The organism is Brevibacillus brevis (assembly GCF_022026395.1).
Lineage (GTDB): Bacteria > Bacillota > Bacilli > Brevibacillales > Brevibacillaceae > Brevibacillus.
On record NZ_CP041767.1, the window covers coordinates 2,593,524 to 2,610,166 of the forward strand.

Here is a 16,643-nt window from a genome sequence, read left to right on the forward strand (position 1 = left end):
GCATGCAAAAGTCTTTGCGTGTTGGACAAATTTTGTATACCAATGTATTGCCGGTTTACTTCTATTTTGATCAAGAAAAATTCGAAGACCGAATCGAATTCATCCGCCAAGTTCCTGCCCAGTTAAACACCGCAATGGCGAATGGCGAGATTGACTTGGGACCGATTTCTTCGTTTAGCTATGCAGAGCATGCCTCCGAATACGTGGCATTGGCAGATCTGTCTGTCAGTGCCAAGGGGAGAGTAGGCTCCCTTTTCTTATTCAGCAAAAAGCCGATTGAACAACTAAACGGCGCCAAAATTGCCTTGACCAACACATCGGCTACCACCGTGAATCTCTTAAAGATCATTCTCCATAAGTTTTACGAATATGAGATTTCCTACGTTACACAGGAACCTATTTTGCATGAAATGCTGGAGGGTGCTGATGCAGCGCTCTTGATCGGGGATGACGCCATTTCCGCTGAGCGAACGGCCAAAGACCTTCATGTCTACGATTTGGGAGAGCTGTGGCATCAATTTACAGGCTATTCCATGACCTTTGCCATTTGGGCTCTCCGTCGAGCAGTTATTGCCGATCATCATGACTTGATCGCGGACGTCCATGCCTCTTTTTTAGAGAGTAAAAGGAAGACCAGGGAGAATACAGCCCCATTGATTGACTACGTTCACACGCATTTCGGTGGAGAGAAAGAGCAATGGATCCACTATTTCCAAGGATTACAGCACGATTTCGGTGACGTTCAGCGGATTGGACTGGAGTACTATTACCGATGCGCAGCGGAGCTGGGACTTCTATCGGCACCTGCAACCGTCGATCTGTGGCAAGCTGGCGGCCGACAGACCAATACTACGTTGACGAGATAGGTGGAACGGATGAATCTAGTCGATATTTACTTCAAGATGAAAAAAGATGTCCAATACATAGAAGATGAACTGGAGAAAGCAATTGACACGCCGGTTCGAGAGTTGTATCTATCCTCGACTCACTTGCTCAAGGCAGGAGGAAAGCGGATTCGTCCCGTTTTTGTTTTGCTGGGCGGTAAGTGGGGCAATTACGACATCAAAAAACTAAAGCATGTGGCTGTTCCTCTTGAACTGATCCACATGGCATCCCTGGTGCATGATGATGTAATTGATGATGCGGATAAGCGTCGCGGAAAAGATACTGTTCGGATGAAGTGGGATAACAAAGTAGCCATGTATGCCGGCGACTATATTTTTGCACGGGCATTGGCCATTGCCTCCCAGCTCCCGATCCCGCAATTGCACCAAATTCTCTCGAATGCAATCGTCGAGGTTTGCAAGGGAGAGATCCAGCAAGTAAAGGATTTGAATAACTGGGACCAAAACTTCCGTACCTATTTGCGCAGAATCAAACGAAAAACGGCGCTTTTAATTGCGATTAGCTGTCAATTAGGAGCAGTGGCAAGCGGAGCGTCAGATGATATGATTCGTAAAATGTACTGGTACGGCTACAACGTGGGGATGGCTTTTCAAATAACCGACGACATTTTGGACTTTACAGGGACTGAGAAGCAGTTAGGAAAGCCGGCTGGAAGCGACCTGGTGCATGGTAACATTACGTTGCCTGCTCTTTATTCTGCTCATCATGGAAAGGCACGAGCGCAATTCCAGGAATGGATCGCGCAAAATACGTTCTGGGATCATACAGATGAAGCAGTTCGTATGGTGCGAGAAGATGAGGGCATTGCCTTTTCGCAGCGCCTTGCTGAACGCTATATCGCCCGTGCGCATGCCATTCTCGCTGATTTGCCTAATAACCAAGCTAAGACATCTTTGACAGGTATCGCCAATTATATTATTGATCGTAAATTTTAATGATATTTTGACGGTCTGCCTGTTGCTTGACCACTCTAGTTTTGATAAAATTTTCGTTGGTGTCCTATTCACCAATACATAGCTCTAATGGAGGCATACTTACAATGGAAAAAACATTCCTTATGGTAAAACCAGATGGCGTACAACGTAACCTGATTGGTGAAATCGTATCCCGTTTTGAGAAAAAAGGCTACCAACTCGTGGGTGCTAAGCTGATGACAGTAAGCCGCGAACTGGCTGAAGAACACTATGCAGAGCACAAAGAGCGTCCATTCTTCGGTGAACTGGTAGACTTCATCACTTCCGGACCAGTATTCGCTATGGTATGGCAAGGTAACAACGTAATCACAACTGCTCGCGCTATGATGGGCAAAACAAACCCGGTAGACGCTGCTTCCGGTACGATCCGTGGCGATTTCGCTACTTCCGTTGGCATGAACATCATCCACGGTTCTGACTCTCCTGAGAGCGCTGAGCGTGAAATCGGTCTGTGGTTCTCCGCAGAAGAAGTTCTCTCCTTCGAGAAAACCATCCAACGCTGGATCTAAGATGGATCGAGAAGACCCCATTTGTTGGGGTTTTCTTTTTTTTGTCAAATTCTTTGTCAAAACAGATAGGATAATGGCGAAATATAGCGAATGAAGTTAGGGAGTTTTCAAAGGGGGTACGATTCAGCATGGAAGATAAGGACTTTCTCCAATTTATTGCTAGTGTGAAAAAAATGACTGGAATTGATCTTGCCCTCTACAAGGAAGCACAGATGAAGCGCCGTCTAACCTCGTTGAGACAAAAGCGGGGGTACAACACATTTGCCCAGTATTTCGATGCCATCGCTAAAGACAAGGAGCTTTTCTATGAGTTCCTCGATAGGATGACCATCAACGTATCGGAATTTTTCCGGAATCCAGGCCGGTGGGAAGTTCTCGAGAATAAAATTTTGCCACGCTTGGCAAAGCAATCGCCGCGGGTGAAATGCTGGAGTGCGGCATGCTCGACAGGGGAGGAGCCGTACACACTCTCACTGATTTTGCTACGCATGAAGATGGATGCGACCGTGCTCGCTTCCGATATTGATGAGGGAGCACTGGCAAAAGCGAAGCAAGGGGTGTACACGGACCGATCCCTGCAAGATTGTCCGAAAGACCTCGTAGCAAAGTATTTTGAAAAAGATACACTCAGCTATCGCATCACGGACGAAGTGAAGAGAAAAGTGACGTTCAAAAAACATAATTTATTGGCGGACTCATTTGATTCTCAATTTGATTTAATTATTTGCCGGAACGTGATGATTTACTTTACCGAAGAAGCAAAGCATGAGCTGTATCACAAGTTTAGCCGGGCCCTGAAACCTGGTGGAGTACTCTTTGTAGGTAGCACGGAACAAATTTTTCAGCCGCAACAATACCAACTGGAGACAGAGGATACGTTCTTCTATCGGAAAATGGGTTGATTCCTGTTGGCCTTGGTATATCTCTGCTGTTTTTTCCCAAGACTAGGAATACCTACTTTGCAAGAGGAGGCAGCAGATGGATAAACACAAGGTCATCGAAGCATACCGTCGAGGGCTGATCACGCTGCAGGAATGTGGTCAGATTTTAGGGGCGGAGAGGACACAACTAGATGATTTGTTACGCGTGGATCACACTCGCAAACCGCTGAGCCCCAATCCTTTTTTCAACGTGTAGGAATATATAAACACTTCGTTTATATATTCCGGAACGCATGGAAACTTTCCCCTAAAACGCAGTCGCTCCTCTGTGAGCGATCAACGATAGAGGTTTCCTTAACTTGTAGGAATATCAATCCTGATTCATTCGCGATAGCGTAAAGAGAGCGCTTCTCCCCATGCGGAGGGGCGTTTTCCTGTAGGAAGAAAAGGTTTTTCGCAGACGTTTCCCACTTTTGTATTTCCACGGCGTACTAGGTATGATATTATAGCGCTTAAAAGTGATAAAGGACAGCACCCCAAAAAGAGAACCTGAAGGGGATACAGGCTGCCTGGAGGATGGAGGAAGGATAGAGATGCGTTACTTGACAGCAGGGGAATCCCACGGGCCGCAATTAACAGCTATCATTGAGGGCGTACCGAGCAACCTACCGATTTCCATTGAGGAAATTAATGAGCAGTTGGCACGTCGTCAGAAAGGCCATGGCCGCGGCAGAAGAATGCAGATTGAAAAGGATCAGGTGAAAATTCTTTCTGGTGTCCGTCATGGATATACAACCGGAGCTCCTATCACACTGGTCGTTGAAAATAATGATTGGACGCATTGGCAAGGAATCATGAGCGCTGAGCCTGTAGAGGAAGGCACTGAAGAAAAGCGTCGTGTCTCCCGTCCACGCCCTGGACATGCTGATTTAAACGGGGCGATTAAGTATCATCAACGCGATATGCGCAATATTCTGGAACGTTCCAGCGCTCGTGAGACTACTGTCCGCGTAGCTGTTGGTGCAGTCGCTCGCCAATTGCTGGCTCAATTTGGTATCCGTATAGGCGGGCAGGTACTCCAGATCAATGAGATCGTGGCGAAGAGACAAGAAGTAAGTCTGGACGAGCTGATTGCCCGCACCGAAGAATCGCCAGTACGCTGTTTGGATAAAGAAGCAGAACCACTGATGATGGCAGCGATTGACAAAGCAAAAGAAGACGGGGATTCCCTCGGTGGTACCGTAGAAGTGATCGTTGAAGGCGTGCCAATTGGTTTGGGTAGCCACGTGCAATGGGACCGCAAGCTGGATGGACGTCTTGCACAGGCAATCATGAGTATTCAGGCTTTCAAAGGTGTCGAAATCGGTATCGGATTCGAGGCAGCCGGTCTGAAAGGCTCACAAGTTCATGACGAGATTATTTGGAACGAAGAAACTGGCTACAGCCGAAAAACAAATCGTGCAGGTGGACTCGAAGGCGGTATGACGACAGGAATGCCTGTAGTTGTTCGCGGTGTCATGAAGCCGATTCCTACCTTGTACAAACCGTTGATGAGTGTGGATATCGACTCGAGAGAGCCATTCTCAGCGAGCATTGAGCGTTCTGACAGTTGTGCTGTTCCTGCCGCAAGTGTCGTTGCGGAGGCAGTGGTAGCATGGGAGATCGCGAGTGCTATGTGCGAAAAATTCCCTTCTGATTCTCTTGACGACATGGAAGAAAACGTACGTCAATACCGTGCGTACACGGAGAAATTCTAATGAGCGTGGAGAAGCTGACTGTTGAGCTGGGGGAGCGCTCCTACGAGATTGTGATAGGTGATGGTCTTTTGCACCAGGCTGCAGCGTTGCTAGTAGAGGCAGGCATTGCTTCTACTAGCAAGTTGATGATTGTCACAGATGAGAATGTAGCCGTTCATTATTTAGAGCCTTTGCTCGATGTATTGCGGCAGCATGGGTATCAGGCCCACTCAGCTGTCATCGCTGCTGGAGAACAATCGAAGAGCCTGACTGTCTACGAACGATTGATAACAGAGGCAATTGATGCAGGACTGGACAGGAAGTCTGCTGTATTGGCTCTCGGTGGTGGAGTCGTTGGAGACTTGGCAGGATTTGTGGCTGCTACGTACATGCGCGGCATTGATTTTGTTCAAATGCCGACTACCTTGCTCGCACATGATAGCTCGGTTGGTGGAAAAGTAGCGATCAATCATCCGCTCGGAAAAAATCTCATTGGTGCTTTCCATCAGCCCAAAGTTGTCATTTACGAGACGAAAGCCTTGCATAGTTTACCGAAGCGTGAAGTCGCAGCAGGCTTTGCAGAGGTTGTTAAGCATGGACTTATCGCCGATGCTGCCTTTGTCGATTGGCTGGAAGACAACGCTGAAAGGCTATGGCAGCTCGATTCAGAATTATTAGGGAAAGCCATTGAAAAAGGCTGTGCAGTCAAAGCGGCTATTGTTTCCCAAGACGAGACAGAACAAGGGCAACGTGCATTGCTTAATTTGGGTCATACGTTTGGTCATGCCTTTGAAGCGCTATCTGCTTACTCCACTCTAAATCATGGGGAAGCCATCTCAATTGGCATGTGTTTGGCAGCCAAGGTAGCGGAACGGATTGGTTTTGCCGAGACTGGTGTATACAACCGCACGAAACGGATGCTGGAATTGTTCCACCTGCCAACGGCGTGGCCGGGCAATCTCTCGCCAGAAGCTGTGCTGGAAGCCATGAAACGAGACAAAAAGACGGTAGGCGGAAAGCTGGCATTGGTGTTGCCTAGGGCTATCGGGCAGGTGGAAGTCGTCAAAAATATAGAAGAAGAACTCATACTGGGAGTCATGAGAGAAGAAGTGGAGGGATAAGGATGGGAATGAGAGGAATCAGAGGCGCGGTCACGGTGGAAGCCGATACGCGCGAAGAGATTGTCTCCTCAACAAAATGGTTGTTGGAGGAAATGGTAGCCCGCAATGAAGTAAACCCCGAAGACATTGGCAGCATTATTATCACGACGACAGAGGACCTCTGTGCGACCTTCCCCGCTCAAGCGGCCCGTCTGCTTGAAGGAGAAGCTTGGCAATACGTACCGCTCATGTGCGCAAGAGAAATCCCGGTGCCAGGTGGCTTGCCGCTTTGTATTCGTGTCATGATGCATGTGAATACGGACAAGACAGCAAAAGACATTCATCATGTGTTTTTGCGCGAAGCAGTCAAGCTGCGCCCGGATTTGACAAATCGCGGTTGACAATTAGGGCGCTCTCTTTTACCATAAGTGAAACGAGAGCGCCTCGTTTTTCCGGTAATAAGCAAAAGCCGGCTGAGAGCAGAGAATGAGTTGAGCAGAGTTGAGATGAGTTAGGTTGAGGAGAGAAGAGAAGGCTGGGTACATATTGACACCCAATCCAGGTCTCTTTGTCTGGATTTTTTTGTATACAAATATTTCTCCCCCCTACCTCTCGCTCTAGAAGCGGGTGTAGAAAAGGTGGATGTCTCATTCCCTTTTCTCTCCCACTAATTGAGGAGATGAGAGTCCATGTATTTCCCTTCCCTTGCCGAGGTTAAGACCCTATCGGCGTCGTATTCCCTTATCCCTGTAAGCATGAAACTGTTGGCGGATCAAGAGACACCGATTCGTTTGTATCAGAAGATTCGCAAAAGTGATTCCTTTTTGCTGGAGAGCGTAGAAGGTGGTGCTCGCTGGGCGCGTTTTTCGTTCATTGGCATGAATCCTTTTCAAATCGTGGAAGCAAAAGGTGAAGAAATTAGCGTTTCCTATCGCACTGGTGAAAAGCTTGTTCACACAGGAAATCCCGTCTCCTTTTTGCGTGAAGAAACCGATCGTTACAAAAGCCCGAAGCTGCCTGGGTTGCCTCGTCTCAGTGGTGGTGCGGTAGGCTTTTTCGGCTACAATACGTTGCGCTATTTCGAAAATTTACCAGCACATCGCAAGGAGGCTGTACGAGTCCCGGATATGCGCTTCCTGTTCGTCGATGAGATGATCGCCTTTGATCATTTGAAGCAGGAAATTCAATTGATTGTGAATCTCCATGTGGAACCAGGAGACACTGAGGAAACTATTGGCGAAAAATACAAGCACGTCTGTGAACGAATCGAGGAGTTGGCTGCCAAAGTCATGGCTCCGCTTGAAATGGATCAACGCATTCAAGTAGCAACTGATACACCAGCGCCATTGACAGTAGAGCCAAATATGACGCGGGAGCAATACGAGCAGCTAGTCGTGCAGGCGAAAGAATACATCGCAGCCGGCGACATTTTTCAAGTCGTGTTGTCCCAACGTTTTTCCGTAAAGACTGAAGTCGATCCTTTTGCAGTGTATCGATTGCTGCGTACGTTGAATCCTTCCCCATACATGTACTATCTCGAATACGAGGGAGAGACAGTCGTCGGGACTTCCCCAGAACTGCTCGTGCGTGTAGAGGATGAAAAAGTAGAGATGCGTCCGATTGCAGGAACGCGAAAAAGAGGGGCGACCCCACAAGAAGATGCTGCATTGGCGGCTGATCTTTTGGCAGATAAGAAGGAGAGAGCCGAGCACTACATGCTGCTGGATCTAGGGCGCAACGATGTTGGAAAGGTCTCTGCTTATGGAAGCGTGAAAGTGGAAGAAGCATTGGTGATTGAAAACTACTCCCACGTGATGCATATGGTTTCGCATGTGACTGGCAAGCTTCGGGAGGGACTGCACGCGTTCGATGCATTGCTGAGTGCTTTTCCGGCTGGTACAGTATCTGGTTCTCCGAAGCTGAGGGCGATGGAAATTATTGCAGAGCTCGAGCCTGACGCACGCCATTTGTATGCGGGAGCAATCGGCTACATTTCGTTTGATGGTTCACTCGATAGCTGCATCACGATTCGAACGTTGTTCTTTCAGGATGGATACGCACATGTGCAGGCAGGTGCAGGCATCGTAGCGGACTCGGTCCCTGCGAGTGAATACCAAGAGACGGTGAACAAAGCAGCAGCGATGCTCTCTGCGCTAGAAAAAGCGGAACAGTTGTTTGTCAGAAAGGTGGAGTTGTCATGCTAACATACGCGCTAGAACAAATTCTGCTTGGGAAGCATTTAACACGGACGGTTGCAGAAGAGGCCATGGGCGAGATTATGGACGGAAAGGCAACTCCAGCTCAGATCGGTGCATTTTTGGCAAGCCTTCGCTTGAAGGGTGAGCAGGTGGAAGAGATTATCGGTTTTGCCAAAGCCATGAGAGCGCGGGCGATGAGTTTTCCCATCGAACTGCCAGGTCTGGTAGACACCTGCGGAACAGGCGGAGATGGAAGTCATACCTTTAACATTTCGACGGCAAGTGCAGTTGTCGCAGCAGCTGACGGTGTGCGCATCGCCAAGCACGGGAATCGTGCGGTTTCCAGCAAAAGCGGCAGTGCTGATGTGTTGGAAGCGTTGGGAGTGCCCGTCAATTTATCTCCCAAGGACACCGCAGATTGCCTGCGCGCGACTAATCTCTGCTTCCTGTTCGCTCCTCTTTACCACCAAGCGATGAAGCATGCGGCTGGCCCGCGAAAAGAATTGGCGATTCGCACGGTGTTTAACTTACTTGGACCATTGACAAATCCAGCAGGTGCCAGCCATCAGCTGATGGGCGTCTATGATGCCAAGTTGCTTCCGAATGTGGCGGCAGTCTTACACGAGCTCGATGTGAAAAGAGCGCTCGTTGTAGCAGGCTCGGATGGACTGGATGAATTGACTGTTACGGGAACGAGCCATATTGCTGAGCTGCGGGATGGGCGGATTTTGACATATGAAATCGAGCCAGAACAGTTCGGTCTGCGCAGACATGAGAAAGATGCTTTGCGCGGCGGTGATGCCAATGAGAATGCCAAGATCATTCACGACGTGTTTTCTGGAGCACGCGGGGCAGCACGCGACATCGTTTTGCTGAATGCGGGCGCGATCCTCTACCTGGCAGATCGGGTTAGCTCGATTGAAACAGGGGTTATACGTGCAGCGGAACTGATCGACGGCGGACTGGTCATGCGCAAGCTCGAGCACGTTCGTCAAATCGCAGGAGGTATGATTCATGCTTCGTAAAATCGTGGAAAAGAAACGTGAAGAGATCGCACGACTTTATACAGATACAACCGTGTCAGCATTGCTTTTTGCAACGAAGGAAGTCCAGCGTCCACGCGGATTTCGTCAAGCATTGGAGACGAGTGTACGGCCTGTAAGCGTGATTGCCGAAGTGAAAAAAGCATCCCCGTCCAAAGGGTTGATCCGACCTGCTTTCCAAGCAGTAACCATCGCGAAGGCTTATCAGGCCGCTCGCGCAGAATGTTTGTCCGTTTTGACAGACGAGTCTTTTTTTCAGGGGAGTTTGAGCTATCTACGGCAAATTCACGAGGCAGTTGATCGTCCGTTACTTAGAAAAGACTTTCTTCTGGATGAAATTCAAGTCGTGGAAGCAAGAGCAGCAGGTGCTGATTGCGTGCTACTCATTGCTGCCATTCTCGATCGGGAAACGCTTCGCCACCTGAACCAAACTGCCGAGGAGCTGGGTATGGATGTACTGGTCGAGGTTCATGACAAACGCGAATGCGAGCTTGTTTTTCAAGCAATGGAACCGAAATTGCTCGGAATCAACAATCGAAACTTGAATACGTTTCAAACGGACCTAGCCGTTACACATGAGTTGATTGCAGAACTGCCTGCGTCATTGACGATCGTGAGCGAAAGTGGGATTTCGACACCAGCGGATATTGAAAATGTACGAAGTGCAGGTGCCAGGGCTGTACTGGTTGGAGAGCATTTTATGCGCCAAACAGACGTAGAGCGCGCAGTAATTGACCTTGTAGGAGAAGCAGCACCGGGGGTGAGTCTATGACTCGTTTGAAAATATGTGGGATCAAGCGGGCGGAAACACTTGCGCTGTTAAAGGCACTGGAAGTCGATTACGTTGGCCTTGTTTTTGCCCCAAGTAAGCGACAAGTTGATGCCCAAACTGCGGGACAATTGCTTGCAGCCGTTCCAGGCCATCCTCCTGCTGTAGGGGTGTTCGTTAATCCGACGATGGAAGAGCTGGAGGAAGTGCTAAGCAAGGCACCGCTATCCGTGATCCAACTGCATGGACAGGAGACGCCGCAATTTTGCCAGCAAGTTCGGGAGCGGTTCGCTATTCCGGTGTGGAAGGCGTTGGCCGTGGGCGGAGAAGCGGATGCTGCGCAAGCAATTCAATCCTATCGTGGCATTGTCAGTGCCTTTTTATTTGATACGTATGACCCTACTCAAGCAGGCGGCACAGGGAAAAAGTTTTCGTGGGAGCAAATCCCTGCATTGCAAGCAGCATGCGAGGAAGCAGACTGCATCATCGCTGGCGGGATTCATGCGGGGAATGTCGGAGAATTAACGGGACAGTATCAGGCAGGAATTGTCGATGTGTCCAGTGGTGTAGAGACGGATGGCGAAAAAGACGCTGAAAAAATGAAAACATTGGTGGAGAGGGTGAAGGCGCATGAACAACATTCAAACAACTACGCGAGTCGTGCCTGACGAAAACGGGCGATTTGGTGACTTCGGAGGCAAGTTTATTCCAGAGACCTTGATGAATGCAGTGACAGAGCTCGAGATCGCTTTTGAAGAAGCGCGTCGTGACCCGGCATTTGTTCAGGAATTAAATGGACTGCTCAGCGAGTATGCTGGACGCCCAACCCCGCTCACCTATGCAGAGCGTTTGACAAAAGCGGTCGGCGGCGCCCAAATCTATTTGAAACGAGAAGATCTCAATCATACGGGGGCGCATAAATTAAACAATGCTTTGGGCCAAGCATTGTTAGCCAAACGGATGGGCAAAAAATCAATTATTGCCGAAACGGGCGCTGGTCAGCACGGAGTGGCAAGTGCAACTGTCGCGGCAAAGCTCGGACTCTCTTGCAAGGTGTTCATGGGGGAGGAAGATATTCGTCGCCAGTCTTTGAATGTTTTTCGGATGAAGCTGCTTGGAGCCGAAGTCATCCCTGCGGTATCCGGCTCTCGTACACTTAAGGATGCGACAAACGAAGCGATTCGCCATTGGGTGTCTCACGTAGATGACATGTTCTACGTCATCGGATCTGTCGTTGGCCCACATCCATACCCATACATGGTTCGCGAATTCCAAAAAATTATCGGTGAAGAGACACGGAGTCAAGTCCTGCAAATGCTCAGAAGGCTGCCAGACGAGGTCGTTGCTTGCGTCGGTGGAGGCAGCAATGCGATTGGCATGTTTTATCCGTTCATACAGGATGAGTCGGTCGCGCTCAGAGGAGTAGAAGCGGCAGGAAAAGGAATCGATACCGAAAAGCATGCGGCAACACTAACACTTGGACGCCCGGGAGTCATCCATGGTTCCTTAACTTACTTGTTGCAGGATGAAGGCGGACAGGTGCAAGAAGCGCATTCGATTTCGGCTGGCTTGGATTATCCAGGAGTAGGACCTGAGCACGCTTATCTCAAAGACAGTGGAAGAGTAACCTATACATCGGTAACAGATGCGGAAGCACTCGAGGCGGTACAAGTACTTTGCCAAACGGAAGGCATCATTCCAGCGTTGGAGAGCGCACATGCGATAGCGGAAGCAATAAAACGTGCAAAAGAGATGTCTTCAGACAAAATATTAGTAATCTGTTTGTCCGGTCGAGGCGATAAGGACGTACTGACTATTCAAGAAGCGCTGACAGCAGAAGGGGGAGAGTAATCATGACGACCGCTCTTAACAGAATCGATCAATTATTCGCGGATCGTGATCGCAAACGATTCATCCCGTTTCTAACGGTAGGCGATCCTTCGATAGAAGCAACCTTTCATCTCGTAAAAGCGATGGTCGAAGCCGGAGCAGATCTCATCGAGCTCGGGGTCCCTTACTCTGATCCTTTGGCAGATGGCCCAACGATACAACGGGCTTCAGAGCGTGCATTGAAAAATGGTGTGACGATCAGGGAAGCTTTGCAATTGGTCAAAAGGCTCCGGGAATCAGGTATGGAGGCATCCATCGTCCTGTTCACCTACTTCAATCCGGTTTTGCAATATGGTATCGAGCGCTTTTTTGCCGATCTCGCTGCCTATGGTGCGGACGGAGTTGTCATTCCGGATTTGCCGATTGAGGAAAACGGTCCAGCAGTAACGGCAGCAAAACAGCATGGCATTCATGTCATTTCACTCGTAGCACCAACTTCCAGTTCCAGAATGAACATGATCGGCGCGCAAGCAACGGGATTCCTTTATTGTGTATCGTCTCTCGGTGTGACGGGTGCCCGCGCGGATCTGCGCGAGGATTTGGCAGATTTTCTGGAACGAGTAAAAGCCAGCACATCGGTTCCTACTGCGGTAGGCTTCGGCATATCCACACCGGATCAGGTACGAGCAGTAGCACCCCATACGGATGGTGTCATTGTGGGAAGTGCCATCGTACAGCAAATCGAGGAGTATGCTGAGCAGCTGAAAGACCCCAAACAGATGCCAGAAGCTGTAGAAAAAATAAAAACCTTTGTACATCAGTTAGCCAGTGCGCTACAATAGTGGGAAAAATGTGACTGGAGTGAACGTGGATGCAACCGAAACAACGCATACTCAATGCCCCGGTATATCAACCTGGCAAGCCGATTGATGACGTGAAACGTGAATATGGTTTGACCGAAGTCATCAAGCTGGCGTCCAACGAAAATCCTTTTGGTTCCTCACCGAAGGCGAAAGCTGCCATTGCGGAACAGTTGGACAATTTGGCCCTTTATCCAGACGGTGCAAGCCTTAATCTGCGCTGGGATCTTGCTGACTTCCTCGGAGTCAAACCAGGCCAATTGTTTTTCGGCAACGGGTCTGATGAAATTCTGTTGATGATCTCTCGTGCTTTTTTGAGCGAAGGAACAAATGCAGTCATGGCGACGCAAACGTTCTCGCAGTATCGCTCAAATGGGATTATTGAAGGTGCAGACTTGATTGAGGTGCCGTTGAAAGATGGCGTTCACGATCTTGAAGCGATGGCGGCTGCCATCAACGAACAAACAAAGGTCGTATGGATATGTAACCCGAACAATCCGTCAGGCACGATTGTAACAACATCCGAGTTGGAAGCTTTTATGAAAAAGGCTCCAAAAGATGTGCTCGTCGTGTTGGATGAGGCTTACTACGAGTATGTGGTGGACCCAGAATATCCACAAACAGTACCGATGCTTGCTGAGTATCCGAACCTGATTATTTTGCGTACGTTCTCCAAAATCTACGGTCTGGCTGCCCTTCGTATCGGCTACGGGATCGCGTCAGAAGAGCTCATTTCCTCACTGGAACATGTGCGTGAGCCTTTCAATACAGGCACACTTGGACAGGTAGCAGCACGTGCGGCATTACAAGACCAGGAATTTGTGAAAACATGCCGTGATCGTAACCGAGAAGGCATGAAGCAGTTTACCGATTCATTTGACGAGTGGGGACTCTCCTACTATCCATCTCAGACCAACTTTATCTTGGTTGATTTGAAAAAGGATTCCGATGAGGTATTCAAAAAGCTGCTCTCTCAAGGCATTATCGTTCGCTCTGGTAATGCGCTAGGCTTCCCGGGTTTTCAACGTATTACGATCGGGACCAAAGAGCAAAATGACAAGATTCTTTCTGTCTTAAAAGAAATCGTGACTGGAGCATTGAAATAAAGGACGAAGATGCCGGGCATGCCTCGGCATTTTTGTCTAAGAGAGATATAGGAAGGATAGAGAGTGGAGATGAAAAAAACCACTATTACTGTAATCGGCGTCGGATTGATCGGCGGCTCCATCGCGCTGTCAATGCGACGCGATCCCAATATTCGGGTAGTCGGTTACGATTTACGTCAGGATTGTTTAGATAAAGCACTGACCTTGGGTGTCATTCATGCAGGCACAACTGATTTGCAGACCGCAGTTCGAGAAGCAAATGTCATTTTCCTCGCATCACCTGTAGAGCAAATCGTTGCAACCATTCGCTCGTTAGTGGAAATGGAACTGCAGCCGGGTGTGATCATTACAGATGTTGGCAGTACAAAAGCAGGTATTGTGAGACAAGCGGGGGATGTCATTCCCGACCATGTAACGTTTATAGGTGGACATCCAATGGCCGGCTCGCACAAATCCGGCGTGGAAGCTGCTTCTGATCGTCTGATGGAAAACGCCTATTATGTTTTGACACCAGCGCCGGGAACATCTGAAGAAAAAGTAAAGCAATTGTCTGAACTACTTTCACTGACTCGCGCAAAAATCGTGCAAATGGACGCGGATTCGCATGATCAGGTCGTGGGTGCAGTTAGTCATTTCCCGCATATTCTCGCTTCTGCTCTGGTCAATCTGGTGGCAGGGTACGACGAAGAAAATGCTTGGCATGCAACCCTTGCTGCTGGTGGCTTCCGTGACATTACGCGCATTGCTTCGAGCAACCCTCAGATGTGGCGTGACATTTTGCTGCAAAATCGTGATCCGATCCTAAAAATCGCAAAAGATTGGGCAAACGCATTAGAAGATGTCGTTTCTCTGGTAGAACAGGGAGATCCAAAAGGAATCGAGCATTTCTTCAAAACGGCCCGAGAATTTCGCGACAGTTTGCCAGAGCGTAAAACGGGTGCATTGCCTCCTTTGAACGATTTGTATATCGATATCCCGGACCACCCGGGTGAAATCGGACGAATTACGACATTGTTGGGAGCAAGACAAATCAACATCACGAATCTCCAAATCAGAGAGACACGAGAAGACATTTATGGGGTGCTACGGATTACGTTCCATTCGCAACAAGAGTTGGAAAAGGGAGAGGAAGTTCTTCGCTTTTTCGATTACAATGTATACAAGCGCACATAAGTGTTTTTATGCAAACACACTTTACAACGAAGACGCTTCACAGTGCGACTGGTGATCTGGGAGAGCGTGAGAGAGAAAAGGAGTGGAAGTAATGCTTCGCGTACAACAAGCCAAACAAATCAAAGGTACCGTTCGCGTGCCAGGAGATAAATCCATTTCCCACCGTGCAGTTATGTTTGGTGCTCTAGCAGAAGGAACGACGACTATTGAAGGCTTTTTGCCAGGTGCCGATTGCTTGAGCACGATTAGCTGCTTCCGTCGGATGGGTATCGAGATTGAACAACAAGGAGATGCCGTAACCGTACAGGGAAAAGGCTGGTATGGTTTGCAGGAACCATCTCAACATTTGGATGTTGGGAACTCCGGTACGACCATTCGCTTAATGGCAGGGATCATGGCGACACAGCCTTTCCATGTGGTGATGGAAGGCGATGAGTCTATAGCCAAAAGACCAATGCGCCGCGTGATCGGACCACTCCGTCAAATGGGCGCCAAAATCGACGGAAGAAAAGACGGCGAATTCACACCGCTATCCATTCGGGGTGGGGAGCTTCAAGGGATCGCGTATCAATCCCCGGTTGCAAGTGCACAAGTGAAGTCAGCGATTATGCTGGCAGGGTTGCAGGCAAAAGGCGTGACGAGTGTAACAGAGCCACATTTATCCCGCGATCATACAGAGCGTATGCTGCAAGCATTTGGTGTACAGGTTGTGCGTGATGGTTTGACCGTTTCAGTAGAGGGTGGACAAAAACTGAAGGGCCGTGCCATTTCTGTTCCTGGTGACATTTCTTCCGCTGCCTTTTTGATTGCAGCTGTAATGGTCGTACCAGGCAGCTCTCTTCTCATTGAAAACGTCGGAATCAACCCAAGCCGCACGGGCATCATTGATGTTGTCAAGGCGATGGGGGGAAGCCTGGAGCTTTTGAATGAGCGAGTCGTAAATGAAGAGCCGGTTGCAGACCTCCTCGTGACGCATTCGGAGCTACATGGTATTGAAATCGCCGGAGATATTATTCCGCGTCTGATTGACGAAATTCCAGTGATTGCAGTCATGGCAACGCAGGCAAAAGGACAAACCGTTATCCGTGATGCCGAAGAGCTGAAAGTAAAAGAAACGGATCGTATTGCCACGGTGGTGAGCCAACTGTCCAAATTCGGTGCGAGGGTGACACCTACAGATGACGGAATGATCATCGAAGGAAAGACTGGACTTACAGGGGCTGTCATCGATAGCATGGGGGATCATCGAATTGGCATGGCGATGGCGATCGCAGGTCTCGTTGCCGATGGGGAGACGACAATCGAAAATGATGATGCGATTGATGTATCGTTCCCTGGCTTCCATGACTTGCTTGTGAAGATCAGCCAGTAATGAAAGAATGAAAGAGAAGTCTGTTCCTTTATAGGGGAGCAGGCTTCTTTTTTTGTGCGAAGGAAAAGCGTTCCGAATTTTAGCAAAAATGATTTGACAAGCGCTTACATTCCGTTTATTATAAAACTACAGTATGGTTTCTCTCCACTCCTATCCAATATAAGAAAGCACGTGTGTGCTACCGTC

The 16,643-nt window shown here is 48.9% G+C and carries 17 protein-coding genes; all 17 read left to right on the forward strand.

Annotated elements, in window-relative coordinates; translation table 11 throughout:
• The first annotated feature begins 2 nt into the window (after positions 1 to 2).
• The 17 genes from FO446_RS12865 (at position 3) to aroA (ending at position 16,457) form a co-directional block, all read left to right on the forward strand.
• Positions 3 to 866: a menaquinone biosynthesis protein gene (locus FO446_RS12865; protein ID WP_232773188.1), complete on the forward strand. Its 864-nt coding sequence runs from the start codon at positions 3 to 5 to the stop codon at positions 864 to 866.
• A 9-nt stretch (positions 867 to 875) separates the two neighbouring features.
• Entirely contained in the window at positions 876 to 1,841 is a 966-nt protein-coding gene (locus tag FO446_RS12870; protein ID WP_173609510.1) for a polyprenyl synthetase family protein, read from the forward strand.
• A gap of 104 nt (positions 1,842 to 1,945) precedes the next feature.
• Positions 1,946 to 2,389, forward strand: a complete 444-nt coding sequence (gene ndk, locus FO446_RS12875; RefSeq protein ID WP_007716560.1) for a nucleoside-diphosphate kinase — start codon at positions 1,946 to 1,948, stop codon at positions 2,387 to 2,389.
• 128 nt (positions 2,390 to 2,517) lie between these two features.
• Entirely contained in the window at positions 2,518 to 3,291 is a 774-nt protein-coding gene (locus FO446_RS12880; protein WP_173609509.1) for a CheR family methyltransferase, read from the forward strand.
• Between the two features lie 76 nt (positions 3,292 to 3,367).
• Complete coding sequence (locus FO446_RS12885; protein ID WP_173609508.1) at positions 3,368 to 3,526, forward strand: hypothetical protein; 159 nt, start codon at positions 3,368 to 3,370, stop codon at positions 3,524 to 3,526.
• A 337-nt stretch (positions 3,527 to 3,863) separates the two neighbouring features.
• Complete coding sequence (aroC, locus tag FO446_RS12890) at positions 3,864 to 5,027, forward strand: chorismate synthase (RefSeq protein ID WP_173609507.1); 1,164 nt, start codon at positions 3,864 to 3,866, stop codon at positions 5,025 to 5,027.
• Positions 5,027 to 6,127, forward strand: a complete 1,101-nt coding sequence (gene aroB, locus FO446_RS12895) for a 3-dehydroquinate synthase (protein ID WP_237900794.1) — start codon at positions 5,027 to 5,029, stop codon at positions 6,125 to 6,127. The genes aroC and aroB overlap by 1 nt, the downstream gene beginning before the upstream one ends.
• A 2-nt stretch (positions 6,128 to 6,129) precedes the next feature.
• Positions 6,130 to 6,507 (forward strand): chorismate mutase, encoded by a 378-nt coding sequence (gene aroH / locus FO446_RS12900; protein ID WP_048032642.1) that lies wholly within the window; start codon positions 6,130 to 6,132, stop codon positions 6,505 to 6,507.
• A gap of 288 nt (positions 6,508 to 6,795) precedes the next feature.
• Complete coding sequence (trpE, locus tag FO446_RS12905; protein WP_173609505.1) at positions 6,796 to 8,310, forward strand: anthranilate synthase component I; 1,515 nt, start codon at positions 6,796 to 6,798, stop codon at positions 8,308 to 8,310.
• Positions 8,304 to 9,329: an anthranilate phosphoribosyltransferase gene (gene trpD, locus FO446_RS12910; protein WP_173609504.1), complete on the forward strand. Its 1,026-nt coding sequence runs from the start codon at positions 8,304 to 8,306 to the stop codon at positions 9,327 to 9,329. Before trpE ends, trpD begins: the two co-directional genes overlap by 7 nt.
• Positions 9,319 to 10,119, forward strand: a complete 801-nt coding sequence (gene trpC / locus FO446_RS12915) for an indole-3-glycerol phosphate synthase TrpC (protein ID WP_173609503.1) — start codon at positions 9,319 to 9,321, stop codon at positions 10,117 to 10,119. The genes trpD and trpC overlap by 11 nt, the downstream gene beginning before the upstream one ends.
• Positions 10,116 to 10,784: a phosphoribosylanthranilate isomerase gene (locus tag FO446_RS12920; protein WP_173609502.1), complete on the forward strand. Its 669-nt coding sequence runs from the start codon at positions 10,116 to 10,118 to the stop codon at positions 10,782 to 10,784. Before trpC ends, FO446_RS12920 begins: the two co-directional genes overlap by 4 nt.
• Positions 10,747 to 11,967 (forward strand): tryptophan synthase subunit beta, encoded by a 1,221-nt coding sequence (gene trpB / locus FO446_RS12925; protein ID WP_173609501.1) that lies wholly within the window; start codon positions 10,747 to 10,749, stop codon positions 11,965 to 11,967. The genes FO446_RS12920 and trpB overlap by 38 nt, the downstream gene beginning before the upstream one ends.
• A gap of 2 nt (positions 11,968 to 11,969) precedes the next feature.
• Positions 11,970 to 12,788 (forward strand): tryptophan synthase subunit alpha, encoded by an 819-nt coding sequence (trpA, locus tag FO446_RS12930; RefSeq protein WP_173609500.1) that lies wholly within the window; start codon positions 11,970 to 11,972, stop codon positions 12,786 to 12,788.
• A 29-nt stretch (positions 12,789 to 12,817) separates the two neighbouring features.
• Complete coding sequence (gene hisC, locus FO446_RS12935) at positions 12,818 to 13,912, forward strand: histidinol-phosphate transaminase (RefSeq protein WP_173609499.1); 1,095 nt, start codon at positions 12,818 to 12,820, stop codon at positions 13,910 to 13,912.
• 69 nt (positions 13,913 to 13,981) lie between these two features.
• Entirely contained in the window at positions 13,982 to 15,085 is a 1,104-nt protein-coding gene (locus tag FO446_RS12940) for a prephenate dehydrogenase (protein ID WP_173609830.1), read from the forward strand.
• A 91-nt stretch (positions 15,086 to 15,176) separates the two neighbouring features.
• Complete coding sequence (gene aroA, locus FO446_RS12945) at positions 15,177 to 16,457, forward strand: 3-phosphoshikimate 1-carboxyvinyltransferase (RefSeq protein ID WP_173609498.1); 1,281 nt, start codon at positions 15,177 to 15,179, stop codon at positions 16,455 to 16,457.
• Positions 16,458 to 16,643 lie beyond the last annotated feature (186 nt).

Coding starts and splice junctions, on each gene's coding strand:
- FO446_RS12865 (WP_232773188.1), top strand. CDS start 3: ATGCAAAAGTCTTTGCGTGTTGGACAAATTTTGTATACCAATGTATTG.
- FO446_RS12870 (WP_173609510.1), top strand. CDS start 876: ATGAATCTAGTCGATATTTACTTCAAGATGAAAAAAGATGTCCAATAC.
- ndk (WP_007716560.1), top strand. CDS start 1,946: ATGGAAAAAACATTCCTTATGGTAAAACCAGATGGCGTACAACGTAAC.
- FO446_RS12880 (WP_173609509.1), top strand. CDS start 2,518: ATGGAAGATAAGGACTTTCTCCAATTTATTGCTAGTGTGAAAAAAATG.
- FO446_RS12885 (WP_173609508.1), top strand. CDS start 3,368: ATGGATAAACACAAGGTCATCGAAGCATACCGTCGAGGGCTGATCACG.
- aroC (WP_173609507.1), top strand. CDS start 3,864: ATGCGTTACTTGACAGCAGGGGAATCCCACGGGCCGCAATTAACAGCT.
- aroB (WP_237900794.1), top strand. CDS start 5,027: ATGAGCGTGGAGAAGCTGACTGTTGAGCTGGGGGAGCGCTCCTACGAG.
- aroH (WP_048032642.1), top strand. CDS start 6,130: ATGGGAATGAGAGGAATCAGAGGCGCGGTCACGGTGGAAGCCGATACG.
- trpE (WP_173609505.1), top strand. CDS start 6,796: ATGTATTTCCCTTCCCTTGCCGAGGTTAAGACCCTATCGGCGTCGTAT.
- trpD (WP_173609504.1), top strand. CDS start 8,304: ATGCTAACATACGCGCTAGAACAAATTCTGCTTGGGAAGCATTTAACA.
- trpC (WP_173609503.1), top strand. CDS start 9,319: ATGCTTCGTAAAATCGTGGAAAAGAAACGTGAAGAGATCGCACGACTT.
- FO446_RS12920 (WP_173609502.1), top strand. CDS start 10,116: ATGACTCGTTTGAAAATATGTGGGATCAAGCGGGCGGAAACACTTGCG.
- trpB (WP_173609501.1), top strand. CDS start 10,747: ATGAACAACATTCAAACAACTACGCGAGTCGTGCCTGACGAAAACGGG.
- trpA (WP_173609500.1), top strand. CDS start 11,970: ATGACGACCGCTCTTAACAGAATCGATCAATTATTCGCGGATCGTGAT.
- hisC (WP_173609499.1), top strand. CDS start 12,818: ATGCAACCGAAACAACGCATACTCAATGCCCCGGTATATCAACCTGGC.
- FO446_RS12940 (WP_173609830.1), top strand. CDS start 13,982: ATGAAAAAAACCACTATTACTGTAATCGGCGTCGGATTGATCGGCGGC.
- aroA (WP_173609498.1), top strand. CDS start 15,177: ATGCTTCGCGTACAACAAGCCAAACAAATCAAAGGTACCGTTCGCGTG.